This is a genomic window from Streptomyces canus, from assembly GCF_030815415.1.
GTDB classification, from domain to species: Bacteria; Actinomycetota; Actinomycetes; order Streptomycetales; family Streptomycetaceae; genus Streptomyces; species Streptomyces canus_F.
This window is the reverse complement of sequence record NZ_JAUSWW010000001.1, coordinates 2,904,606-2,928,236: the sequence shown is the minus strand read 5'-3', so window position 1 is coordinate 2,928,236 and position 23,631 is coordinate 2,904,606. Positions and strand designations below refer to the sequence as shown.

At 70.4% G+C, this 23,631-nt stretch carries 23 protein-coding genes; 17 read left to right on the top strand and 6 right to left on the bottom strand.

Annotation, left to right across the window (positions count from 1 at the left end; all coding sequences use genetic code 11):
- Positions 1-77 precede the first annotated feature (77 nt).
- Both QF037_RS13435 and QF037_RS13430 read right to left on the bottom strand, forming a co-directional pair.
- Positions 78-1,397, bottom strand: a complete 1,320-nt coding sequence (locus tag QF037_RS13435) for a D-arabinono-1,4-lactone oxidase (protein ID WP_307024930.1) — start codon at positions 1,395-1,397, stop codon at positions 78-80.
- Positions 1,357-2,598 (bottom strand): MFS transporter, encoded by a 1,242-nt coding sequence (locus QF037_RS13430; protein WP_307024928.1) that lies wholly within the window; start codon positions 2,596-2,598, stop codon positions 1,357-1,359. Before QF037_RS13430 ends, QF037_RS13435 begins: the two co-directional genes overlap by 41 nt.
- A 181-nt stretch (positions 2,599-2,779) precedes the next feature.
- On the opposite strand from QF037_RS13430, the gene QF037_RS13425 reads away from it, so the two are divergent.
- Both QF037_RS13425 and QF037_RS13420 read left to right on the top strand, forming a co-directional pair.
- Positions 2,780-3,907, top strand: coding sequence for a ferrochelatase (locus tag QF037_RS13425; RefSeq protein WP_307024926.1), 1,128 nt, complete (start codon positions 2,780-2,782; stop codon positions 3,905-3,907).
- Between the two features lie 8 nt (positions 3,908-3,915).
- The gene (locus tag QF037_RS13420; protein WP_307024924.1) at positions 3,916-4,731 is read left to right on the top strand and encodes an inositol monophosphatase family protein; all 816 of its coding nucleotides are present in this window, start codon (positions 3,916-3,918) and stop codon (positions 4,729-4,731) included.
- An 82-nt stretch (positions 4,732-4,813) separates the two neighbouring features.
- On the opposite strand, the gene QF037_RS13415 is transcribed toward QF037_RS13420, so the two are convergent.
- Complete coding sequence (locus QF037_RS13415) at positions 4,814-4,978, bottom strand: hypothetical protein (RefSeq protein WP_199924513.1); 165 nt, start codon at positions 4,976-4,978, stop codon at positions 4,814-4,816.
- A 437-nt stretch (positions 4,979-5,415) separates the two neighbouring features.
- Between QF037_RS13415 and QF037_RS13410 the strand changes: the two genes are divergently transcribed.
- The 4 genes from QF037_RS13410 (at position 5,416) to QF037_RS13395 (ending at position 8,970) form a co-directional block, all read left to right on the top strand.
- Positions 5,416-6,069: a response regulator transcription factor gene (locus tag QF037_RS13410; RefSeq protein WP_046257092.1), complete on the top strand. Its 654-nt coding sequence runs from the start codon at positions 5,416-5,418 to the stop codon at positions 6,067-6,069.
- 6 nt (positions 6,070-6,075) lie between these two features.
- Positions 6,076-7,332, top strand: a complete 1,257-nt coding sequence (locus QF037_RS13405; RefSeq protein WP_307024922.1) for a sensor histidine kinase — start codon at positions 6,076-6,078, stop codon at positions 7,330-7,332.
- A gap of 392 nt (positions 7,333-7,724) precedes the next feature.
- Positions 7,725-8,021 carry a DUF4193 domain-containing protein gene (locus QF037_RS13400; RefSeq protein WP_005481602.1) on the top strand — a complete coding sequence of 99 codons (297 nt, stop codon included), beginning with the start codon at positions 7,725-7,727 and terminating at the stop codon, positions 8,019-8,021.
- Between the two features lie 13 nt (positions 8,022-8,034).
- Positions 8,035-8,970 (top strand): hypothetical protein, encoded by a 936-nt coding sequence (locus QF037_RS13395; RefSeq protein WP_307024920.1) that lies wholly within the window; start codon positions 8,035-8,037, stop codon positions 8,968-8,970.
- 67 nt (positions 8,971-9,037) lie between these two features.
- On the opposite strand, the gene QF037_RS13390 is transcribed toward QF037_RS13395, so the two are convergent.
- Positions 9,038-9,499 (bottom strand): DUF3093 domain-containing protein, encoded by a 462-nt coding sequence (locus QF037_RS13390; protein ID WP_307024918.1) that lies wholly within the window; start codon positions 9,497-9,499, stop codon positions 9,038-9,040.
- Between the two features lie 113 nt (positions 9,500-9,612).
- Between QF037_RS13390 and QF037_RS13385 the strand changes: the two genes are divergently transcribed.
- The 9 genes from QF037_RS13385 (at position 9,613) to QF037_RS13345 (ending at position 18,282) form a co-directional block, all read left to right on the top strand.
- Complete coding sequence (locus tag QF037_RS13385; RefSeq protein WP_307024916.1) at positions 9,613-10,197, top strand: PaaI family thioesterase; 585 nt, start codon at positions 9,613-9,615, stop codon at positions 10,195-10,197.
- A complete protein-coding gene (gene dut / locus QF037_RS13380) occupies positions 10,194-10,745 on the top strand; it encodes a dUTP diphosphatase (RefSeq protein ID WP_307024914.1) in 552 nt (183 codons plus the stop codon). Before QF037_RS13385 ends, dut begins: the two co-directional genes overlap by 4 nt.
- A gap of 1 nt (position 10,746) precedes the next feature.
- Positions 10,747-11,514, top strand: coding sequence for a DUF3710 domain-containing protein (locus QF037_RS13375; RefSeq protein ID WP_307024912.1), 768 nt, complete (start codon positions 10,747-10,749; stop codon positions 11,512-11,514).
- Between the two features lie 162 nt (positions 11,515-11,676).
- Complete coding sequence (locus tag QF037_RS13370; protein ID WP_307024910.1) at positions 11,677-12,843, top strand: alginate lyase family protein; 1,167 nt, start codon at positions 11,677-11,679, stop codon at positions 12,841-12,843.
- Between the two features lie 70 nt (positions 12,844-12,913).
- On the top strand, positions 12,914-13,606 hold the full coding sequence (locus QF037_RS13365; protein ID WP_046257099.1) for an ABC transporter ATP-binding protein: 693 nt from the start codon (positions 12,914-12,916) through the stop codon (positions 13,604-13,606).
- A 153-nt stretch (positions 13,607-13,759) separates the two neighbouring features.
- Positions 13,760-16,303, top strand: a complete 2,544-nt coding sequence (locus QF037_RS13360; RefSeq protein WP_307024908.1) for a sensor histidine kinase — start codon at positions 13,760-13,762, stop codon at positions 16,301-16,303.
- Positions 16,300-16,986, top strand: a complete 687-nt coding sequence (locus QF037_RS13355; protein ID WP_307024906.1) for a response regulator — start codon at positions 16,300-16,302, stop codon at positions 16,984-16,986. Before QF037_RS13360 ends, QF037_RS13355 begins: the two co-directional genes overlap by 4 nt.
- Positions 16,987-17,118: 132 nt before the next feature.
- Positions 17,119-17,517, top strand: coding sequence for an OB-fold nucleic acid binding domain-containing protein (locus tag QF037_RS13350; protein ID WP_046257102.1), 399 nt, complete (start codon positions 17,119-17,121; stop codon positions 17,515-17,517).
- Between the two features lie 3 nt (positions 17,518-17,520).
- The gene (locus QF037_RS13345; protein WP_307024903.1) at positions 17,521-18,282 is read left to right on the top strand and encodes a DUF3159 domain-containing protein; all 762 of its coding nucleotides are present in this window, start codon (positions 17,521-17,523) and stop codon (positions 18,280-18,282) included.
- Between the two features lie 80 nt (positions 18,283-18,362).
- On the opposite strand, the gene QF037_RS13340 is transcribed toward QF037_RS13345, so the two are convergent.
- Positions 18,363-19,040 carry a potassium channel family protein gene (locus tag QF037_RS13340; RefSeq protein WP_307024901.1) on the bottom strand — a complete coding sequence of 226 codons (678 nt, stop codon included), beginning with the start codon at positions 19,038-19,040 and terminating at the stop codon, positions 18,363-18,365.
- Positions 19,040-19,711, bottom strand: a complete 672-nt coding sequence (locus tag QF037_RS13335; protein WP_046257105.1) for a potassium channel family protein — start codon at positions 19,709-19,711, stop codon at positions 19,040-19,042. Before QF037_RS13335 ends, QF037_RS13340 begins: the two co-directional genes overlap by 1 nt.
- Before the next feature lie 405 nt (positions 19,712-20,116).
- Between QF037_RS13335 and QF037_RS13330 the strand changes: the two genes are divergently transcribed.
- Together QF037_RS13330 and QF037_RS13325 are read left to right on the top strand one after the other, a co-directional pair.
- Complete coding sequence (locus QF037_RS13330) at positions 20,117-22,165, top strand: APC family permease (protein ID WP_307024899.1); 2,049 nt, start codon at positions 20,117-20,119, stop codon at positions 22,163-22,165.
- 81 nt (positions 22,166-22,246) lie between these two features.
- Entirely contained in the window at positions 22,247-23,575 is a 1,329-nt protein-coding gene (locus QF037_RS13325) for a class I SAM-dependent RNA methyltransferase (protein WP_307024897.1), read from the top strand.
- The last annotated feature ends 56 nt before the right edge of the window (positions 23,576-23,631 follow it).

Genomic DNA, 23,631 nt, shown 5'->3' with positions numbered 1-23,631 from the left:
AAACGGAACTCGAAGTCCGGTGACGGCACGCCCACTTCGCCCGCCCCGGAGACCCCGTCCGCCACGCCCACCGAGCGCTACGGGCCCAACACCCTCCGCAAGTAGTCGTTCTGGAACCGACGTTCAGGATCGAGCCGATCCCGCAGCGCGGTGAACTCGCCGAAGCGGGGATAGACCCCGGCGAAGTACTCGGCGTCGCGCGTGTGCACCTTGCCCCAGTGCGGACGCCCCTCGTGCACCGTGAAGATGCGCTCGGCGGCGGTGAAGTACGCCTGGTAGGGCGTGCCCTTGACCATGTGCACCGCGATGTAGGCGCTGTCGCGGCCCGACGCCGTGGACAAGGTGATGTCGTCGGCCGGCGCCGTGCGCACCTCGACCGGGAAGCTGACCTTGAGGCCGGAACGCTCGACCATGGTCCTCAGCTCGCGCAGCGTCTCGGCGACGGCCGCGCGCGGGACGGCGTACTCCATCTCCACGAAGCGCACCCGGCGCGGCGATGTGAAGACCTTGTACGGGATGTCCGTGTAGGTCCGCGCGGACAGGGCCTTGCTGGAGATCCGGGCGATCGCCGGGATCGTCCCGGGCGCCGCGCGGCCGACCCACTGGGCGACCTGGAAGACGCCGTTGGAGAGGAACTCGTCCTCGATCCAGCCCTGGATCTGCGGCACCGGCTTCTCCGGGCCCGCGCTGCGGTTGTTGCGCTTGGTGTTGGTGCTGCCGGTGTGCGGGAACCAGTAGAACTCGAAGTGCTCGTTCTCGGCCCACAGTTCGTCGAACTCGGCGAGCACCCTGTCGAAGGGCATCGGCTCCTCGCGGGCCGTCAGCAGGAAGATCGGCTCCACCGCGAAGGTGATCGCGGTGACGATGCCGAGGGCGCCGAGGCCTATCCGGGCGGCCGCGAAGACCTCGGGGTTCTCCTTCTCGGAACAGCTGAGCACCGAACCGTCGGCCGTGACCAGCTCCAGGCCCTTGATCTGGGCGGCGATCGAACCGGACTCACGGCCGGTGCCGTGCGTGCCGGTGCTGGTGGCGCCGGAGACGGTCTGCTCCATGATGTCGCCCATGTTCGTGAGCGACAGGCCCTCCCGCGCGAGAGCGATGTTGAGCCTCTTGAGCGGGGTCCCGGCCTCCACGGTGACTGTCCCGGCCTCACGATCGATGTCGCGGATACCGGTCAGCAGCTGAGGACGGATCAACACACCGTCGGTGGCGGCGATCGAGGTGAAGGAGTGCCCGGTGCCGACGGCCTTCACCTTCAGGCCGTCCGCGGCCGCTTTCCGTACGGCGTCCGCGAGCTCCTCGACCGAGGCGGGAGTGACCTCCCGCGCGGGACGGGCGGCGACGTTCCCACCCCAGTTACGCCACGTGCCGTTCCTGCCGCTCGCTGTGCTGCTCAACGGTGCCTCCCCGACCCGGAGCCGGCCCCTTGAGCCGGCGGTACCCCAGAAAACCGACCGCGACCGCGACGGCCCCGGACACCGCCGGGACCCCGTACCCGGCGCGCGCTCCGGCCGCGTCGATGACCCAGCCGGCCGCGGAGGAGCCGAGTGCGACTCCGACCGCGAGCCCGGTACTGATCCAGGTCATGCCCTCGGTCAGCTGCGCGCGTGGTACGTGCTGCTCGATGAGGGACATCGTGGTGATCATCGTGGGAGCGATGGCCAGGCCCGCCAGGAACAGCGCCACGGCCAGAAACGGCAAGTTTCCGACCAGTAGGAGGGGGATCATACTCACGGCCATCGCGCATATGCCCAGCAGCCAGCGAGGTTCGGGCGCCCCCTTGAAGCGCAGCAGCCCGAAGACGAGGCCGGCCGCGCAGGAGCCCGCCGCGTACAGGGCGAGCACGATGCTGGCGGCGCCCTTGTGGCCCTGCTCGTCGGCGAAGGCCACGGTGACCACGTCGACGGCACCGAAGATGGCCCCGGTCGCCACGAAGGTGGCCACCAGGACCTGGAGCCCGGCGGAGCGCAGGGCGCTGCCGCCGTCGCCGTGCTTCTCGCGCGGGTGCGGCGCGGGCTCGGTGGCGCGCTGAGCGGTGAGCCAGAAGACGCCGACCGCCAGGAAGCAGGCGGCGAGCAGCGGCCCCGCCTCCGGGAACCAGGCCGTGGACAGCCCGATCGAGATGATCGGCCCGAAGATGAAGCAGACCTCGTCGATCACCGACTCGAACGAGTAGGCGGTGTGCAGCTGCGGCGTCCCGCCGTACAGCGCGGCCCACCGCGCGCGGATCATCGCGCCGATGCTCGGCACGCATCCGATGCCCGCGCTGAACACGTACAGCGTCCAGTCGGGCCACCGGTAGTGCGCGGCGAACAGCAGCCCGGCCGCCGAGACGAGTGCGATCAGCGTCGCCGGTCGCAGCACCCGCCGCTGTCCGTGCTGATCCACCAGCCGCGAGACCTGGGGGCCCGCCACCGCCGCGGCCAGCGCCATGGTGGCCGACAGCGCGCCGGCGAGCCCGTACCGCCCGGTGAGCTGGGAGACCATGGTCACCACGCCGATGCCCATCATCGACAACGGCATCCGGCCGACGAACCCCGCGGCGGAGAAGCCCTTGCTGCCGGGGGCGGCGAACAGGGCGAGGTAGGGGCTCGGCACGAGGGTCTCCGGTCGGACGGGATCGGCGGTGGATGCCGACAGTCCAGTAAGGCGTGAAGGCGGCGGATACAGCTTACGAGTCAGGTGACCCTCATGCACCTGGCGGGCGGGTCGTCCCGGAACTCCGTCCGTCACCCCCCGCCGTTTCCCGGCTGTCAGTACCGGATGACAGGATCGACCCATGCGAGACGCGCTCGATGCCACCCCCTACGACGCCCTGCTCCTGCTCTCGTTCGGCGGCCCGGAGGGCCCGGACGACGTCGTCCCGTTCCTGGAGAACGTGACGCGAGGGCGCGGCATCCCCAAGGAACGCCTGAAGGAAGTCGGACAGCACTACTTCCTGTTCGGCGGGGTCAGCCCCATCAACGACCAGAACCGCGCCCTGCTGGACGCCCTGCGCAAGGACTTCGCCGAGCACGGCCTGGGCCTGCCGATCTACTGGGGCAACCGCAACTGGGCCCCGTATCTGACAGACACCCTGCGCGAGATGGTCGCCGACGGCCACCGCCGCATCCTGGTCCTCGCCACGAGCGCGTACGCCTCGTACTCGGGCTGCCGCCAGTACCGGGAGAACCTCGCCGACTCGCTGGCGGCGCTGGAGGCCGAGGGCGTCGAGCTCCCCCGGATCGACAAGCTGCGGCACTACTTCAACCACGAGGGCTTCCTGGAGCCCATGATCGAGGGCGTCCTGCGGTCCCTCGCCGACCTCCCCGCGGACGTCCGGGACGGCGCGCACCTCGCCTTCTCGACCCACTCCATCCCGAACGCGTCGGCGGACACCTCCGGCCCGGTCGAGGGCCATGGCGACGGCGGCGCGTACGTGGAGCAGCACCTGGAGGTCTCGCGGCTGATCGCCGAGGCGGTCCGCGAGCGCACCGGCGTGGACCATCCCTGGCAGCTCGTCTACCAGTCCCGCTCGGGCGCCCCGCACATCCCGTGGCTGGAGCCGGACATCTGCGACCACCTGGAGGAGCGCCACGCGTCCGGCGCCCCCGCGGTGGTGATCGCCCCCATCGGCTTCGTCTCCGACCACATGGAGGTCCTGTACGACCTCGACACGGAGGCCAAGGCCAAGGCGGAGGAGCTGGGGCTGCCGATGCGCCGCTCGGCCACGGTCGGCGCCGACCCGCGGTTCGCCGCCGCGATCCGCGACCTGGTCCTGGAGCGATCCGCGGTCGAGCGCGGCCAGGCCGTTACGCCCTGCGCCCTCGGCGCACTCGGCGCGAGCCACAACCTCTGCCCGGTCGGCTGCTGCCCGTCCCGTGCCCCCCACCCCGCCGCGGCGGGCGCCGACAGCCCCTACGCGTGAGGAACCCCGTGACCGCCCCTCTGCACACGGAACTGCTTCAGCTCGCCCAGGAGGCCGCCCGCAAGGCCGGTGCCCTCCTCAGGGACGGCCGCCCGGCCGATCTGGCGGTGGCCGCCACCAAGTCGAGCCCCATCGACGTGGTCACCGAGATGGACATCGCGGCGGAGAAACTGATCACGGACCTGATCGCCTCCCACCGCCCCGACGACGGCTTCCTCGGCGAGGAGGGCGCCTCCAGCGAGGGCACCAGCGGCATCCGCTGGGTGATCGACCCGCTCGACGGCACGGTCAACTACCTGTACGGCCTGCCCACTTGGGCCGTCTCCATCGCGGCCGAGCAGGACGGCGAGACGGTCGTCGGAGTGGTGGCGGCCCCGATGCGCGGCGAGACGTACCACGCGGTGAAGGGTGAGGGCGCCTGGGCCACGGGCGCGTGGGAGGGCGAACGCAGGCTGGCCTGCCGCCCGGCACCGCCCCTGGACCAGGCGCTGGTCTCGACGGGCTTCAACTACGTCCTGGAGGTCCGGGCCCATCAGGCCGAGGTCGCCCAGCAGCTGATCCCGCTGCTCCGGGACATCCGCCGCAGCGGATCGGCGGCGGTGGACCTGTGCGACGTGGCCGCGGGCCGCCTCGACGGCTACTACGAACGCGGCCTCAACCCCTGGGACCTCGCTGCGGGCGACCTGATCGCCCGGGAGGCGGGCGCCCTGACCGGTGGACGCCCCGGAGAGCGCCCCGCACGGGATCTGGCGATCGCCGGCACCCCGGGCGTCTTCGAGCCCCTCCAGCGGCTCCTGGAGGACTTCGGCGCCTGGCACGACTGACGGGCACCGACGGAACGCACGCCAATGGGCCCCGGTGCTGGATTCACCGGGGCCCACGGTCGTGCTCAAAGCCGATCAGACGCTAGGCGCTGACCTCCACACCATGTTCGGCGGCGAGGCGGCGCAGGTCTTCGAGCTCGCCCTGCTCCACCTCGACGAGGAAGTCGTCGCCCTCGTTGCGAGCCCGCGTCAGGTCGGTCTCGGTCGCCCTTATGCGCTGCAGAAGTCCTGCGGTGAATGCGTCCATGCTGCGCCCCCTCGTCCTGGGTCGTGGGTCGGTGGCACGGGGGTGTGCCGTTAGGAAGGGGCGATCACGCCTCCAGCAGATGCCCAGCGCTGCCCTGCTGGGCGGCGGCGGCGCCGGACACCCACGCCCGCTCTGCGGAAAGCGGATTGCGGTGCACCGCATGGTGCTGCGGCACATGCAGAGCGTGATCGCGGGGTGTAAATCCGTCCTCCCCGCGCTCTCTTCCACGGAAACCTCAACCCGACGAGAAAATCTCGCATTCCCCGGCTTCACACCTGACCTTCACCCGGGCCCAACCTGGCCTTCAGACGGCCCTTCCCCGTCTTACAGCCGACTTATGGCCGAAAAGGGCAGGATGGAGGTCAACACACTCACCAAGGCCCCTGCCCGCGTGCCCTTGCAGCGCTACGCGGGTGGACACAGGAAGGACAAGCGACGTGCGCGTACTCGTCGTCGAGGACGAGCAACTGCTCGCCGATGCGGTGGCCACCGGACTGCGCCGGGAGGCCATGGCCGTCGACGTCGTGTACGACGGTGCGGCCGCCCTGGAGCGCATCGGCGTCAACGACTACGACGTGGTCGTCCTCGACCGTGACCTCCCGCTGGTGCACGGCGACGACGTCTGCCGCAAGATCGTCGAGCTCGGCATGCCCACGCGCGTGCTGATGCTCACGGCGTCCGGCGACGTCAGCGACCGTGTCGAGGGCCTGGAGATCGGCGCCGACGACTACCTGCCCAAGCCCTTCGCGTTCAGCGAGCTGACGGCACGCGTGCGTGCCCTCGGCCGCCGCACCAGCATGCCGCTGCCGCCCGTCCTGGAGCGCGCCGGCATCAAGCTCGACCCGAACCGCCGCGAGGTCTTCCGGGACGGCAAGGAGGTGCAGCTCGCGCCCAAGGAGTTCGCCGTCCTGGAGGTGCTGATGCGCTCAGAGGGCGCGGTCGTCTCCGCGGAGCAGCTCCTGGAGAAGGCCTGGGACGAGAACACCGACCCGTTCACGAACGTCGTCCGGGTCACCGTCATGACCCTGCGCCGCAAGCTGGGCGAGCCGCCGGTCATCGTCACCGTGCCCGGCTCCGGCTACCGGATCTGATCCGCCGTGGCCGCCGCACCCGCGCCTCCCGGGGCGCCTCCGAAGCCCACCTGGGACCCGCGGCGGGTCGAACCGCCGTTCCCCTGGCTGCGCCCGACCATCCGCATACGGCTCACGCTGTTGTACGGCGGCATGTTCCTGATCGCCGGCATCCTGCTGCTGTCGATCATCTACCTGCTGGCCGCGCAGGCCATCAGCACGGGCAATCAGCCGCCGTTCAAGATCGTGACCGCTACCAACGACGTCAGGGTCTCCAGCTCCGACTGCCCTGCGGTCAACAACGCCACCGGCCTGACGCTCACCCAGTTCAACTCCGCGATCAGCGACTGCATCGACCACCAGCGCCAGATTGCCCTCGACAACCTCCTCAGCCGCTCCCTCCTCGCCCTCCTCGGCCTCGCGATCATCGCCTTCGCGTTCGGTTACGCCATGGCCGGCCGGGTCCTGTCACCGCTGGGCCGGATCACCCGGACCGCACGCGCGGTGGCCGGCTCGGACCTGGCCCGGCGGATCGAGCTGGACGGCCCGGACGACGAGCTCAAGGAGCTGGCCGACACCTTCGACGACATGCTGGAGCGCCTGGAGCGGGCCTTCACGGCCCAGCAGAGGTTCGTCGGCAACGCCTCGCACGAGCTGAGGACACCCCTCGCGATCAACCGCACCCTGCTCGAGGTGCATCTCTCCGACCCGGGCGCGCCCATGGAGCTCCAGCAGCTCGGCAAGACGCTGCTGGCCACCAACGAGCGCAGTGAGCAGCTCGTGGAGGGCCTGCTGCTGCTCGCCCGCAGCGACAACCAGATCATCGAACGCAAGCCCGTGGACCTCGCCGAGGTCGCCGAGCAGGCCGTCGACCAGGTGCACGGGGAGGCCGAGGCGAAGGGCGTCGTGATCCGCGGCGAGCGGCAGTCCGCGGTCGTCCAGGGCAACGGCGTGCTACTGGAGCGGATCGCGCTGAACCTCGTGCAGAACGCCGTGCGGTACAACGTGCAGAAGGACGGCTGGGTCGAGGTCACCACCGAGGTCCTGCACGGCCAGGCGGTTCTGGTCGTGTCGAACACGGGCCCGGTCGTTCCGGCGTACGAGATCGACAACCTCTTCGAGCCGTTCAAGCGGCTCCGGGGTGCTGATCGCACCGGCAGCGACAAGGGTGTCGGTCTCGGACTGTCCATCGTCCGCTCGGTTGCCCGGGCGCACGGCGGGCACATCTACGCACAGCCGCGAGAGGGGGGAGGCCTCGTGATGCGGGTCACCCTGCCGATCTGAGATCATGTCGCCGACACACGGGGATGTTCGCTTTGCGCGGAATTTTCTGGGCACTCGTCGAGCCGTCCCGTGTGTGATCGATCACAAGGGCGAATTTCCGGCCATCTACTGTCAGTGATCAGGAATGCTGTCGGAAAGCCGGGAAAGTCCGGGTTTTCGAGGGGCTTGATCACGGGAAGTACACGGGAGACGCCTTTGAAGTGCGGCATTCGGACCGTGTACGGTCCCCATCGCCATCCCAGCCGATCACTCATGAGGAGTCCGGTTGGGTGTCGATTGAGTAACAGACCTTGATGTGAGGCAAAATCTCCGCCTCGGGTCGGGCACAAGTCCGGCCTCTCACGCGTTACGTGCGCTGGAGACACCGCAGACACCCAGAGGGGGAGAGCGACATGGCAACGGATTACGACACCCCACGCAAGACCGACGACGACGTCGATTCGGACAGCCTTGAAGAACTGAAGGCTCGCCGGAACGACAAGTCGACCTCCGCAGTGGATGTCGACGAGTTCGAAGCCGCCGAAGGCCTCGAACTGCCCGGCGCGGACCTCTCGAACGAAGAGCTGGCCGTCCGGGTACTGCCCAAGCAGCAGGACGAGTTCACTTGCATGAGCTGCTTCCTGGTGCACCACCGCAGCCAGCTGGCCCGAGAGAAGAACGGTCAGCCGATCTGCCGCGACTGCGACTGAGGGCGGGTCGGCCGTGACTGGCTCGACCCCTCCTTGGAAGCGCCGCTCCCCCCTGCCGGGAGCGGACCAAGGGCCGTCCGACGGCCCTCACGGTGCGCGTGACGACGAGCGGGGCTCATCAGGTACGGGAGCCTCGCTCGAACCCGCGGCCGGCCGGGGTGACTTCCCGGCGTCCGCGGACCATCCCGCGCCCGTCGCCAGGCGACGGGTCGCGGTGATGCGCGACAAGGTCGGGGAAGGCGTCCGCAGAAGCGGCAGCCGCGCCAGGGCGGGCTTGGCGTACCTCGCCGACCGGATCATCGACAACGCCCCGCGGATCCCCGTACGCGACCTCCAGACGCTCCGCAGGCAGTTTCCCGGCCTCGGGCCCGAGCAGATCGCCGACAAGCTCGTGGCGGGCGCCGCGAACGCCTCCTCGACCGTCGGAGCCGGGATCGGCGCGGCGGCGATGCTGCCTGTCCCGCCGGCCATGCCGACGGAGCTGGCCGCGGAGATCACCGGGGTCGCGGCGATCGAGCTGAAGCTGATCGCCGAGCTCCACGAGGTCTACGGCGTGCGGCCGCCGGGTGGTCTCAAGGACCGCAGCACCGCGTATCTGAACTCCTGGTCGGGGGAGCGCGGCATCGACGTGACCAAGCCGTCGACGATCAACTCCGCTCTCAGCGGCCCGATGAAGCAGCAGCTGCGGCAGCAGATCATGAAGCGGATGGTCCGGAACCTGCCGAACCTGATGCCGTTCATGGTCGGCGCGGCCGTGGGCGCGGTCATGAACCGCAGAGACACCAAGAAGCTCGCGGCACGCATCCGCGCGGACCTGCGCAAGTTCCAGGTGCCCTGGGACACGCTCGACGCGCTCCCGCCGCTGGAGGCGCCGGCGCACCCCCTGGAGATCGGGGACATCGCGAAGGAGCTCGGGCGGGGACACGGGGAGGGCGGCGGAACCCGGTAAGAGTTCCGTGAGATTCCGGGCCCGTCGGAAAGCGGGTCCGCGCGGAGTGAAGCCTCGCGCGAACGTTCTAGGCGGCGTCCCGCGCCTGCTTGATCGCCTCCGCCAGCCGCTCCGGCTCCCGCGTCGACAGATACAGGTACGGCGTCGGGTCCTCGGGGTCCGTGACCTCCACGCGCAGCGCCGTCGGGATGTAGGCGCGCAGCAGCAGGAAGGCGCGGGTGTCGGCCTTGTAGGTGCGCCAGGCGCGCGCCTCCTCCGCGTCCAGTACCTCCGCCGCACCCAGCGCCGTGACCGGGATCTTCGCCTCGCCGGCGATCAGCGAGCCGCCGACCACGCGGATACGGAGCGAGCCGTACGAGCTGGCGGCGACGGCCGCGACCGCGGTGCCGCCGACCAGGCCGCCGAGCAGCGGCAGTGTGCCGAACGGCAGCAGGATCAGAGCGAAGGAGACCCCCACCAGGAACGAGATGAGCCACCACGAGCGGGGGGCGGTGAGGCGTTCTTCGTAGGGGGCGGCGGAAAGCTGCATGAAGCCAAGCTTGGCACGGTGTGAGAACCAGGCCGCTGTCAGGGGGAGCCAGTGCGAAGCGCTGTCAGGCAGGGTGGCGGTGGGAGGCGGGCGGGCGGGTAAGGTCTGCGGCTGTGAGTGGTAGTTCCGCAGCTCTTCAGCCTCCCGCCGACGCCGTGCAGCCGGTGCGTCACCCCGACGCGCCCGCACCTGGCGAGCTCCTCGGCGCGCACTACGGCCAGTGCTTCGGCTGCGGCGGCGAGCAGGCCCACGGACTGCACCTGGAGGCCCGGGCCGGCGAAGGGGTCTCGGTCACCGCCGAGTTCACCGTGCGGTCCGCCCACCAGGGCGCACCGGGCCTCGCGCACGGCGGCGTGCTCGCGACCGCCCTCGACGAGACCCTCGGCTCGCTGAACTGGCTGCTGCGGACGATCGCGGTGACCGGACGCCTGGAGACCGACTTCGCGCGGCCCGTCCCGGTGGGCACGGTGCTCCATCTGGAGGCCGAGGTGACGGCCGTCGCGGGACGGAAGATCTACTCGACCGCCACCGGACGGATCGGCGGCCCCGACGGGCCCGTCGCCGTCCGTGCCGAGGCGCTCTTCATCGAGGTGAAGGTCGACCACTTCATCGACAACGGCCGCCCGGAGGAGATCCGGGCCGCCATGGACGACCCGGACCAGGTCCGGCGTGCCCGTGCCTTCGAGGTGAACCCGTGAGCCGTGAACCCCTGAGCGTGCTGATCCGGCGCGTCGACCCCGACGTACCGCTTCCGTCGTACGCGCACCCCGGTGACGCGGGGGCCGATCTGCGCACCACCGAGAGCTGTGAACTGAAGCCGGGCGAGCGGGCCGTGCTGCCCACCGGGGTGTCTGTGGCGCTCCCGGCGGGCTACGCGGCCTTCGTGCACCCCCGATCCGGCCTCGCCGCCCGCTGCGGTGTCGCTCTCGTGAATGCCCCGGGGACGGTTGATGCCGGGTACCGTGGGGAGATCAAGGTGATCGTGGTGAATCTCGACCCGCGCGAGGTGGTGCGGTTCGAGCGCTTCGACCGGATCGCCCAACTGGTCGTCCAGCAGGTCGAACGGGTCCGCTTCCAGGAGGTCGCGGAACTTCCCGACTCGGCGCGGGCCGAAGGGGGCTTCGGGTCCACCGGAGGCCACGCCGCGGTGGCCGGGGTGAGCAGCACAAGCGGTCAGGCCGCCGACGGCGGCACAACGGGTGGGAATCGATACGCTTCGGTCGTATCCGACCGGGAAGGACAGTGACGTGTTCGGACGTCGCAAGAAGAAGGGTGCCGCCGAGGACGCGGCCGGCGAGGCCGAGCAGGTCGTCGACAGTGTCGACACTGAGGCGGACGACGAGGACGGCGCGCGCGAGCGCGTGAGGCTCGAGCCCGAGCCGCGGCCCGACGGGCCCTGGGACGACACCGAGGTGCGCGAGCCCGGCGAGGGCCGCGTGGACCTGGGCGGGCTCTTCGTGCCCGGCGTCGACGGCATGGAGCTGCGGGTCGAGGTCGCGGGTGACGCGATCGTCGCGGCGACCGTCGTGCTGCGCGACAGCGCCGTCCAGCTGCAGGCCTTCGCCGCTCCCAAGCGCGAGGGCATCTGGGGCGAGGTGCGCGAGGAGATCGCCACCGGCATCACCCAGCAGGGCGGCATCGTCGACGAGGTCGAGGGCCCGCTGGGCTGGGAGCTGAGGGCCCAGGTACCGGTGCAGTTGCCGGACGGCACGGGCGGTTTCCAGGTCGTGCGGTTCGTCGGCGTGGACGGTCCGCGCTGGTTCCTGCGCGGTGTGATCTCGGGCCAGGGCGCGGTGCAGCCGCAGGCCGCGGGTCTGCTCGAGCAGATCTTCCGGGACACGGTCGTGGTCCGCGGCGAGGGCCCGATGGCCCCGCGCGACCCGATCGTCCTCAAGCTGCCGAACGACGCCCAGATGGTCCCCGAGGGTGTCCAGCAGCAGGAACAGGAGGGCTCCCGCTTCTCCGGCGGCATGGGCCAGCTCCAGCGCGGGCCGGAGATCACCGAGGTCCGCTGAGCGTCGTAGAACCACGAGGGCCGCACCCCCCACCGGGGGTGCGGCCCTTTCTCGTGCGTGGACCCTTGACGGCGCATTGGTCTGTACCTACCGTCTCCGGCCAACGCGTCTGTTCATAAAGGCGCTTCGCGTTCATATACGAGAACGGAAGGCCCTCCACGTATGCGCAGAACCGCTCTCCTCGCCGCCGTCGCCGCGCTCGTCGCCGGTGCCCTCGCCTGGCCCGCCGACGCCGCTCCCACCACCTTCGCCCATCCCGGAGTCACCGTCTCCAAGGGGCAGTTGGACTTCGCCCGATCCAAGGTCAACGCCGGCGCCCAGCCCTGGAAGGGCGCCTACGACCAGATGATGGCGAGCAGGTACGCCGATCTGAACCGCACGCCCAAGCCCCGCGCGGTCGTCGAGTGCGGCTCCTACTCGAACCCTAACTACGGCTGCACCGACGAGCGCGAGGACGCCATAGCCGCGTACACGCAGGCGCTCGCCTGGTACATCACCCGTGACGAGCGCTACGCGAAGAAGTCGATCCAGCTGATGGACGCCTGGTCGGCGGTGATCACGGACCACACCAACAGCAACGCGCCCCTCCAGACCGGCTGGGCCGGCTCCTCCTGGCCGAAGGCGGCCGAGATCATCAAGCACACGTACACGGGCGGCTGGGCCAACTCCGGGCGTTTCGCGACCATGCTCCGCGACGTCTACCTCCCGGAGATCATCAACGGCTCGAACTCCAACGGCAATTGGGAGCTGTCGATGATGGAGGCCGCCGTCGGCATCTCCGTCTTCCTGGAGGACCGGACCTCGTACGACAAGGCCGTGGTGAAGTTCCGCACCCGTACCGCCGCCTACGTCTATCTCGCCTCCGACGGCGATCTGCCGAAGACCGTGCCGAGCCAGAACCTCGACACCCGGGACAAGGTCGTCAGGTACTGGCAGGGGCAGTCCACCTTCGTCACCGGCCTCACCCAGGAGACCTGCCGCGACTTCACGCACACCGGGTACGGCATCTCCGCGATCTCGCACATCGCCGAGACCAGCCGCACCCAGGGGCAGGATCTGTACGGCACCGACGTGGGTGAGCGGCTGCGGCAGGCGCTCGGGTTCCAGGCCAAGTACGAGCTGGGTACGGCCGTGCCGAGCCGGCTGTGCGGTGGGTCGCTGCATCTGGGCCTCGGGCCGGTCACCGAGGTCGGCTACAACGCACTGCACAACAGGATTGGCATGGGCATGGCTAATACGCAGACGCTGACCGAACGGAACCGCCCGGCCGGCAGCAACAACCTGTTCGTGGCCTGGGAGACCCTCACCCACGGGGACAACCTGAGCTGAAACCGTTGATCGGCCGGGCGTCCGGTGGGGATACTGGCGCCCGGTCGAAGGCGTCACGGGGGAGCGGCAGATGAGCCAGGTGGTCACCGAGACCATGGTGCGGGTCGAGAACGTCCACAAGTCCTTCGGGCGCGGAGCCGGCGTCGTCCACGCCCTGCGCGGGGTCTCCCTGGAGGTGCCGCGCGGTGAACTCGTCGCCCTGAAGGGACGGTCGGGGTCCGGGAAGACCACGCTCCTCAACATCGTCGGCGGACTCGACACCCCGGACGAGGGGCGCGTCGAGGTCGACGGCCGCGACCTCGCCGGGCTCGACGAGGACGGGCTGCTCGCCCTGCGCCGCGACAGCATCGGCTTCGTCTTCCAGTCCTTCGGGCTCATTCCGATCCTCACCGCCGCCGAGAACGTCGGCGTCCCGATGCGGCTGCGCCGGGCCGAGGCACGCGCGCGTGAGGAGCGCGTCGAGCTGCTGCTGTCCCTGGTGGGCCTCGCCGACCACGCGGCACAGCGGCCCACCGAGCTCTCCGGCGGCCAGCAGCAGCGCGTCGCCATCGCCCGCGCCCTCGCCAACAGCCCCTCGCTGCTGATCGCCGACGAGCCGACCGGTCAGCTCGACGCGGAGACCGGGCACGCCGTGATGGAGCTGCTGCGGGCCGTCGTACGCAGCGAGAACGTCACCGCGCTGGTCGCCACGCACGACGCGACCCTGCTGGATCTCGCCGACCGGGTGCTGGAGCTGGGCGACGGGGAGATCGTCGAGGTCTAGACGGGGAGACCGCGGAGGGCCGGCCGTCGCGGGTGTGCCGTCAGGGTTGCGTCAAAGACGGCTGCGGCGGCGCCCCTCCGCTCCATTTGCCGCGACTGCTGGTCGTAGGGTCGACGCTGCGCAGGCAGTGATGACCGAAAGACAATGGGACCCATGGGACGCGGCAGGCTTCGGATCTACCTCGGTGCGGCACCGGGCGTCGGCAAGACGTACGCGATGCTGTCCGAGGGGCACCGCAGGATGGAGCGGGGCACCGACTGCGTGGTGGCGTTCGTCGAGCACCACGGCCGACCGCGCACCGAGGTGATGCTGCACGGTCTGGAGCAGATCCCGCGCCGGGAGTCGGCCTACCGGGGGAGCGCCTTCACCGAGATGGACGTGGACGCCGTACTGCGCCGCGCCCCCGCCGTCGCCCTGGTGGACGAACTCGCCCACACCAACGTCCCCGGCTCCCGCAACGCCAAGCGGTGGCAGGACGTGGAGGAACTCCTCGCGGCCGGGGTCGACGTGGTGTCGACCGTCAACATCCAGCATCTGGAGTCGCTGGGGGACGTCGTCGAGTCGATCACCGGGGTACGGCAGCGGGAGACCGTGCCGGACGAGGTGGTGCGGCGGGCGGATCAGATCGAGCTTGTCGACATGTCGCCGCAGGCGCTGCGGAGGCGGATGGCGCACGGCAACATCTACCGGTCCGACAAGGTCGACGCGGCGCTGTCGAACTACTTCCGGCCCGGGAACCTCACCGCTTTGCGGGAGCTGGCGCTGCTGTGGGTGGCGGACCGGGTCGACGAGTACCTCAAGCAGTACCGCAGTGAGCACCGGGTGTCGAAGATCTGGGGTTCGCGGGAACGGATCGTGGTCGGGCTGACCGGCGGCCCGGAGGGGCGGACGCTGATCCGGCGGGCCGCACGGCTCGCCGAGAAGGGCGCCGGCGGGGAAGTGCTGGCCGTGTACATAGCCCGCAGCGACGGACTCACCGCCGCCTCGCCCAAGGAACTCGCCGTCCAGCGCACCCTCGTCGAGGACCTCGGCGGCACCTTCCACCACGTCGTGGGCGACGACATACCGGCGGCGCTGCTCGACTTCGCACGCGGCGCCAATGCCACCCAGATCGTCCTCGGGTCCTCTCGCCGCAAGACCTGGCAGTACGTCTTCGGCCCCGGTGTCGGCGCCACGGTCGCCCGCGAGTCCGGGCCCGACCTGGACGTCCACATCGTCACCCACGACGAGGTCGCCAAGGGGCGCGGACTGCCCGTCGCCCGGGGCGCCCGGCTCGGGCGGGCCCGGATCATCCGGGGCTGGGCGGTCGGGGTGGCCGGCCCGCCGGTCCTGGCCGTGCTGCTCAGCACCGTCGACCTCGGCCTGGCCAACGACATGCTGCTGTTCCTGACCGTCACGGTCGCGGCCGCCCTGCTCGGCGGACTGGCGCCCGCGCTGGCCTCGGCCGCGGTCGGCTCCCTGCTGTTGAACTACTTCTACACACCGCCGCTGCACCACTGGACCATCGCCGACCCCAAGAACATCGTCGCCATCGCGATCTTCGTCGGCGTCGGCGTCTCGGTCTCCTCGGTGGTCGACCTCGCGGCCCGGCGTACTCACCAGGCGGCGCGGCTGCGGGCCGAGTCGGAGATCCTCTCTTTCCTCGCCGGCAACGTGCTGCGCGGCGAGACCGGCCTGGAGGAGCTGCTGGAGCGGGTCCGGGAGACCTTCGCGATGGAGTCGGCGGCCCTGCTGGAGCGCGCGAGCGACGTCGAACCGTGGACCTGCGCGGGCCGGGCCGGGCTCGGGCGCCCGGTGGAGCGGCCGGAGGACGCGGACGTGGACGTGCCGGTCGGCGACCACATGGCCCTCGCGCTGACCGGGCGGGTGCTGCCCGCGGAGGACCGCCGGGTACTGGCCGCATTCGCCGCGCAGGCGGCCGTCGCGCTGGACCGGCGGCGGCTCCAGGAGGAGGCCGACCGGGCCCGCACGCTGGCGGAGGGCAACCGGATCCGGACGGCGCTGCTCGCCGCCGTGAGCCATGATCTGCGGACGCCCCTGGCCGGGATCAAGGCGGCGGTATCCTCCCTGCGGTCCGACGACGTGGAGTGGTCCGAGGAGGACCGGGCGGAGCTGCTGGAGGGCATCGAGGAAGGGGCCGACCGGCTCGACCACCTCGTCGGGAACCTCCTCGACATGTCCCGGCTCCAGACCGGCACCGTCACCCCGCTGATCCGGGAGGTCGACCTCGACGAGGTCGTCCCCATGGCGCTGGGCGGAGTGCCCGAGGACAGCGTCGGGCTGGACATTCCCGAGACGCTGCCCATGGTCGCCGTGGACCCGGGACTGCTGGAGCGGTCCGTGGCCAACCTCGTCGAGAACGCCGTCAAGTACAGCCCGCCCGGCCAGGCCGTCCTGGTGGCCGCCAGTGCCATCGCCGACCGGGTCGAGGTCCGGGTGGTCGACCGCGGCCCCGGCGTCCCCGACGAGGCCAAGGAGCGCATCTTCGCGCCCTTCCAGCGCTACGGCGACGCCCCGCGCGGCGCCGGGGTGGGGCTGGGCCTCGCGGTGGCCAGGGGCTTCGCCGAGGCGATGAGGGGCACGCTGACCGCCGAGGACACGCCGGGCGGCGGCCTGACGATGGTCCTCACGCTCAGGGCGGCAGGATCGCAGCCTGAGCCACAACCGGTCGTACAACCCGAAAGGCAGGTCACATGACCCGGGTGCTCGTGATCGAAGACGAGCCGCAGATCGTGCGCGCCCTCGTGATCAACCTCAAGGCCCGCAAGTACGAGGTCGACGCGGCCCACGACGGCGCCACCGCCCTCGAGCTGGCCGCCGCCCGCCACCCCGACGTGGTCGTCCTCGACCTCGGCCTGCCCGACATGGACGGCGTCGAGGTGATCCGGGGCCTGCGCGGCTGGACCCGGGTGCCGATCCTGGTGCTGTCCGCCCGGCACTCCTCCGACGAGAAGGTCGAGGCCCTCGACGCGGGCGCCGACGACTACGTCACCAAGCCCTTCGGCATGGACGAGCTGCTGGCCCGGCTGCGGGCGGCGGTCCGGCGGGCCGAGCCGGTCGGACCGGGCGAGGACGACGTGACGACGGTGGAGACCGAGGAGTTCACCGTCGACCTCGCCGCGAAGAAGGTCAACCGGGCCGGCAAGGACGTACGACTGACCCCCACGGAGTGGCACCTGCTGGAGGTGCTGGTGCGCAACACCGGCCGTCTGGTCAGCCAGAAACAGCTGCTCCAGGAGGTGTGGGGGCCCTCGTACGGAACCGAGACGAACTACCTGCGGGTCTACATGGCCCAACTGCGCAGAAAGCTGGAGGCGGACCCCTCGCATCCCCGGCACTTCATCACGGAGCCTGGGATGGGCTATCGGTTCGAGAACTGAGCTGCTGGGCGGCCGGGGGTCCGGGGGTTGTCCCCCGGGGGATGCAGCATCACGGAGCCTGGGATGGGCTATCGGTTCGAGGGCTAGTACTGCGGGTACGAACGTGTCAGTGCACCCCGGTACGCTTCACATATGAGTGCTGTTCCGCGTTCCGAAAAGCCGGTGGGCCGGTTCCGGCGCATGCTCGACAGGCTCTCCTCGTCGCAGGAGGACCTGGAGTCGGAGGAGCTGCGGGAGGACGCCGAGACCGCAGGCTGCATCAAGATCGGTGACTGCCACGACCGACAGATCGTGACCGTTACTGGTACCTTGCGCACGGTCACGCTGCGTCCCAGAGCCGGTGTCCCCGCGCTGGAGGCCGAGCTGTTCGACGGCTCCGCCGCACTGGACGTGGTGTGGCTCGGCAGGCGCTCCATCGTGGGGATCGAACCGGGGCGCAAGCTGATCGCATCGGGCCGGATCTCGATGAGCCGGGGCCGCCGGGTGCTGTTCAACCCGAAATACGAACTGAGACCCCTCGGTAGGGAGTAGCCGGTGACGTCGCTCGACAAGCCGACGGAAGACACTGAGCAGCACGACGCCCGGGCGGTGACCGAGGCCGCGCTGTTCGAGGCCTTCGGAGGCCTGCGGGGCATGGTGGAGACGGTGCTGCCGGGCCTCCTCTTCGTCACGATCTACACGATCAACAAGGACCTCCACATGTCCGCGATCGCCGCGCTCGCGGTGTCGCTGATCCTGGTCGTGGTCCGCCTGGTGACGAAGGACACCGTCAAGCACGCCTTCAGCGGTGTCTTCGGCGTCGCCTTCGGTGTCGTCTTCGCGATGATGACGGGCAACGCCAAGGACTTCTACCTGCCCGGCATGCTCTACACGCTGGGCCTGGGCCTGGCCTACATCATCACCACGCTGTGCGGGGTCCCGCTGATCGGTCTGATCCTCGGCCCGGTCTTCAAGGAGAACCTCTCCTGGCGCACCCGCAACCCGGGCCGCAAGAAGGCGTACGCCAAGGCCAGTTACGCGTGGGGCGCGATCCTGCTCGCCAAGTGCGCCATCCTCTTCCCGCTGTACTGGTGGGCCGACACGGCACAGCTGGGCTGGGTGCTGGTCGGGCTGAAGATCCCGCCCTTCCTGCTCGCCGTCTGGCTGACCTGGGTCTTCCTTGCGAAGGCCCCGGCGCCCATCGACGTGTTCGCGGAGATGGAGGCGGCCGAGAAGGCGGAGGAAGAGCGCAAGGCGGCACTGGCCGAGGAGCGCGGCGAGACGACCGGCGCCGCCCGGCACCGGCGCGACGCGTAGTTTCGAGGACTTCCGTTACGACGAGGGAGGGCGCCCCGGGAATCCCGGGGCGCCCTCCCTCGTCGTAACGCCGGACGACGTCAGCTCGTCGTGTCCTCGCGGCGCACCGACAGCAGGTCCTCCAGCTGCTCCTCGCGGGCCGGAGCGGCCACGAAGAGGAGTTCGTCGCCGGCCTCCAGGGAGTCGTCCGGGGTCGGGGTGAGGACACGGGTGCCGCGGATGATCGTCACCAGGGACGTGTCCTGCGGCCACTCGACGTCGCCGACCTGGGTGCCGGCCAGGGCCGACTCCTCGGGCAGGGTCAGCTCGACGAGGTTGGCGTCACCGTGGCTGAAGCGGAGCAGCCGGACCAGATCGCCGACGCTCACCGCCTCCTCGACCAGGGCCGACATCAGACGCGGGGTGGAGACGGCGACGTCCACGCCCCAGGACTCGTTGAAGAGCCACTCGTTCTTCGGGTTGTTCACCCGGGCGACGACGCGCGGGACGCCGTACTCCGTCTTCGCGAGCAGCGAGACGACCAGGTTCACCTTGTCGTCGCCCGTCGCGGCGATCACCACGTTGCAGCGCTGCAGCGCCGCCTCGTCCAGGGACGTGATCTCGCAGGCGTCGGCCAGCAGCCACTCCGCCTGGGGGACGCGCTCGACCGAGATGGCGGTCGGCGCCTTGTCGACGAGCAGGACCTCGTGGCCGTTCTCCAGCAGTTCGCCCGCGATCGAGCGGCCCACCGCACCGGCACCGGCAATGGCGACCCTCATCAGTGACCGCCTTCTTCCTCGGGGCCCTTGGCGAAGGACGCCTCGACCTTGTCGACCTCGTCGGTGCGCATCATCACGTGCACCAGGTCGCCCTCCTGCAACACCGTCTGCGAGCTCGGCAGGATCGCCTCGCCGAGACGGGTCAGGAACGCCACGCGGACGCCCGTCTCCTCCTGGAGCCGGCTGATCCGCTGGCCCACCCAGGAGGCGGAGGTGTGCACCTCGGCCAGTTGGACGCCACCGGTGGGGTCGCGCCACAGCGGCTCGGCACCCGAGGGCAGCAGCCGGCGCAGCATCTGGTCGGCCGTCCAGCGGACCGTGGCCACCGTCGGGATGCCCAGACGCTGGTAGACCTCGGCGCGGCGGGGGTCGTAGATCCGGGCCGCGACGTTCTCGATGCCGAACATCTCGCGGGCCACCCGGGCGGCGATGATGTTGGAGTTGTCACCGCTGGAGACGGCGGCGAAGGCACCGGCCTCCTCGATGCCGGCCTCGCGCAGGGTGTCCTGGTCGAAGCCGACTCCGGTGACACGCCGGCCTCCGAACCCGGAGCCCAGTCGTCGGAAGGCGGTGGGGTCCTGGTCGATCACGGCGACCGTGTGCCCCTGTTGCTCCAGGGTCTGGGCGAGAGCGGAACCCACTCTGCCGCAGCCCATGATGACGATGTGCACGACCGTCCTTCCGGTGTCAAGAGATACTGCTCAGCCCCATCAGGGTCTCAGACCGTCGCCCAAGCTACACACGCACGGTGGGACGGCGGCACCCCTGTGCACGGTTGTCCCGGGGATCGGGACGATCAGCGGCGGCTGATGCTGCGGACACTCACCAAGGTCAGGATTCCGAGGCCGACGAGGGTGCCGGCGGCACCGATCAGCTCCGCGGTGGCGTGCATGGGACCTCCAGGGGGCGGCGAGAGGCAGGTACTGCCCGGGCGACAGACGGGTTTTTGTCATATAGGCATGCGCATCCGGCCACCTGCGGAATCCGCAGCCGGGGCGCCTCGTGTTTTCACCCGGAGGGCACAAGCGGGGTGGCGAGTGGTTGGGCACCCGTTCGAACGCCTACGATGTTCTGTCGTGTCCAAACTGACCGACGTGCCCAAGCGGATTCTGATCGGGCGCGCACTGCGCAGTGACCGGCTGGGGGAAACGCTCCTGCCGAAGCGCATCGCCCTCCCCGTCTTCGCCTCCGACCCGCTGTCCTCCGTGGCGTACGCGCCTGGCGAGGTCCTGCTGGTCCTGTCCATCGCGGGTGTGTCGGCCTACCACTTCAGCCCCTGGATCGCCGTCGCGGTCGTCGTGCTGATGTTCACGGTGGTCGCCTCCTATCGACAGAACGTCCACGCCTACCCGAGCGGGGGCGGTGACTACGAGGTCGCCAACACCAACCTCGGCCCCAAGGCCGGCCTCACCGTCGCCAGCGCCCTGCTCGTCGACTACGTCCTGACCGTGGCCGTCTCGATCGCCTCCGGCATCGAGAACCTCGGCTCCGCGGTGCCCTTCGTCGTCGAGCACAAGGTGCTCTGCGCGACCGCCGTGATCGTGCTGCTCACCCTGATGAACCTGCGGGGCGTGAGGGAGTCCGGCTCGCTGTTCGCGATCCCGACGTACGTCTTCGTCGTGGGCGTCTTCATCATGATCGCGTGGGGGGCGTTCCGCGGACTGGTCCTCGACGAGACCATGCGGGCGCCGACGGCGTCGTACGAGATCAAGGCCGAACACCAGGGCCTGGCGGGCTTCGCCCTGGTCTTCCTCCTGCTGCGCGCCTTCTCCTCCGGGTGTGCCGCCCTCACCGGCGTCGAGGCGATCTCCAACGGCGTCCCGGCCTTCCGCAAGCCCAAGTCGAAGAACGCCGCGACCACGCTCGCGGCGATGGGTCTGCTCGCCGTCACCATGTTCTGCGGCATCATCGCGCTGGCCATGGTGACGAAGGTCCGCATGGCCGAGAACCCGGCCGTGGACCTGCTGAAGGACGGCGCCGCCATCGGCTCCGACTACGTCCAGAACCCGGTGATCTCCCAGGTCGCCGAGGCCGTCTTCGGCAAGGGCAGCTTCCTGTTCATCGTCCTGGCCGCGGCCACCGCGCTGGTGCTGTTCCTCGCCGCGAACACGGCGTACAACGGCTTCCCGCTGCTCGGCTCGATCCTCGCCCAGGACCGCTACCTCCCGCGCCAGCTGCACACCCGCGGCGACCGGCTCGCCTTCTCCAACGGCATCGTGCTGCTCGCCGGCGCCGCCGGACTGCTGGTGTGGATCTACGGCGCCGACTCGACGCGGCTGATCCAGCTCTACATCGTCGGCGTGTTCGTGTCCTTCACACTGAGCCAGACCGGCATGGTCCGGCACTGGAACCGCCACCTGGCCGCCGAGAAGGACGGGGCCAAGCGCCGCCACATGGTCCGCTCCCGGGCCATCAACGCCTTCGGTGCCTTCTTCACCGGCCTGGTGCTGGTCGTCGTCCTGGTCACCAAGTTCACGCACGGCGCCTGGGTCGCCCTGCTCGGCATGGTGATCTTCTACGCGACGATGTCCGCGATCCGTAAGCACTACGACCGGGTGGCCGAGGAGATCGCGGCCCCCGAGGGCCCGAGCGACGACAGCGTACGACCGTCCCGCGTCCACTCCGTCGTCCTCATCTCCAAGATCCACCGCCCCACGCTGCGAGCCCTGGCGTACGCCAAGCTGATGCGCTCGGACACGCTGGAAGCCCTGAGCGTCAACGTCGACCCGGCGGAGACCAAGGCGCTGCGCGAGGAGTGGGAGCGGCGCGGGATCGACGTACCGCTGAAGGTGCTGGACTCGCCGTACCGCGAGATCACGCGGCCGGTCATCGAGTACGTGAAGAGCCTGCGCAAGGAGTCGCCGCGGGACGTGGTGTCCGTGATCATCCCGGAGTACGTGGTCGGCCACTGGTACGAGCATCTGCTGCACAACCAGAGCGCGCTGCGGCTCAAGGGCCGGCTGCTGTTCACGCCGGGGGTCATGGTGACCTCGGTGCCGTACCAGTTGCAGTCGTCGGAGGCGGCGAAGAAGCGGGCCCGCAAGCGGCAGGACTGGAACGCGCCGGGCGCGGTGCGGCGGGGGCCCGCGGAGGAGCGGGCGAAGGAGGCGTCGACGCCGAAGTAGAGTGGTGGGTTGTTGTCGGCCCATCCCGTGGGCCGGTCCCGTGGTCCATCCCTCACTCGATCGTTGTGGAGTCTCCCCGCCATGCAGGCAGAACCGAAGAAATCACTGGTGGGGGTCGACTACGAGGTCGAGGTCGGCCCCGTCGCGCACGGCGGGCACTGCATCGCCCGTACGTCCGACGGCCAGGTGCTGTTCGTCCGGCACACCCTTCCCGGTGAGCGGGTCGTGGCCCGGGTGACCGACGGCGAGGAGGGCGCCCGGTTCCTGCGGGCGGACGCCGTCGAGGTCCTGGAAGCCTCCAAGGACCGTATCGAGGCGCCCTGTCCCTACGCCGGGCCCGGCCGCTGCGGCGGCTGCGACTGGCAGCACGCCAAGCCCGGGGCCCAGCGCCGGCTCAAGGGCGAGGTCGTCGCCGAGCAGTTGCAGCGGCTCGCGGGGCTCACGCCCGAGGAGGCCGGCTGGGACGGCACCGTGCTGCCCGCCGAGGGCGACAAGCTCCCGGCGGGCCAGGTGCCGCAGTGGCGGACCCGGGTGCAGTACGCGGTGGACGCCGACGGCAACGCGGGGCTACGCCGCCACCGCTCGCACGAGGTCGAGCCGGTCGAGCACTGCATGATCGCGGCGCCGGGCGTCAGCGAGCTGGGCATCGAGGACCGTGACTGGTCCGGGATGGCGTCGGTCGAGGCGATCGCCGCGACGGGTTCGCAGGACCGTATGGTGATCCTGGAACCCCGTCCGGGTGCCCGCCTTCCCCTCGTGGAGCTCGACAAGCCCGTCTCCGTGATGCGCGTCGAGGAGCACGACGGCGGCATCCACCGGGTCCACGGCCGCGCCTTCGTGCGCGAGCGGGCCGACGGCCGTACCCACCGGGTGGGCAGCGGCGGCTTCTGGCAGGTCCACCCGATGGCCGCCGACACGTTGGTCAAGGCCGTCATGCAGGGCCTGCTGCCGCGCAAGGGCGACATGGCGCTGGACCTGTACTGCGGCGTCGGCCTGTTCGCGGGCGCCCTCGCCGACCGGCTCGGTGAGAAGGGGGCCGTCCTCGGCATCGAGTCCGGCAAGCGCGCGGTGGAGGACGCCCGGCACAACCTCGCCGCCTTCGATCGCGTCCGCATCGAACAGGGCAAGGTCGAGACCGTCCTCCCGCGCACCGGGATCACCGAGGTCGATCTGATCGTCCTGGACCCGCCGCGCGCGGGGGCGGGGCGCAAGACGGTCGAGCACATGTCGTCGCTGGGGGCGCGGCGGATCGCGTACGTCGCGTGCGATCCCGCGGCGCTGGCCCGGGACCTGGGGTACTTCCGGGACGGGGGGTACCGGGTGCGGTCGCTGCGGGTGTTCGATCTGTTCCCGATGACCCATCACATGGAGTGCGTGGCGATTCTGGAGCCTGCCTCCAAGGGGCGCTGAACCGAGTCCTGGAAGCCCTCCCCTCCCCTCCCCGGATCCGGTCGCGGGCCGCGTTG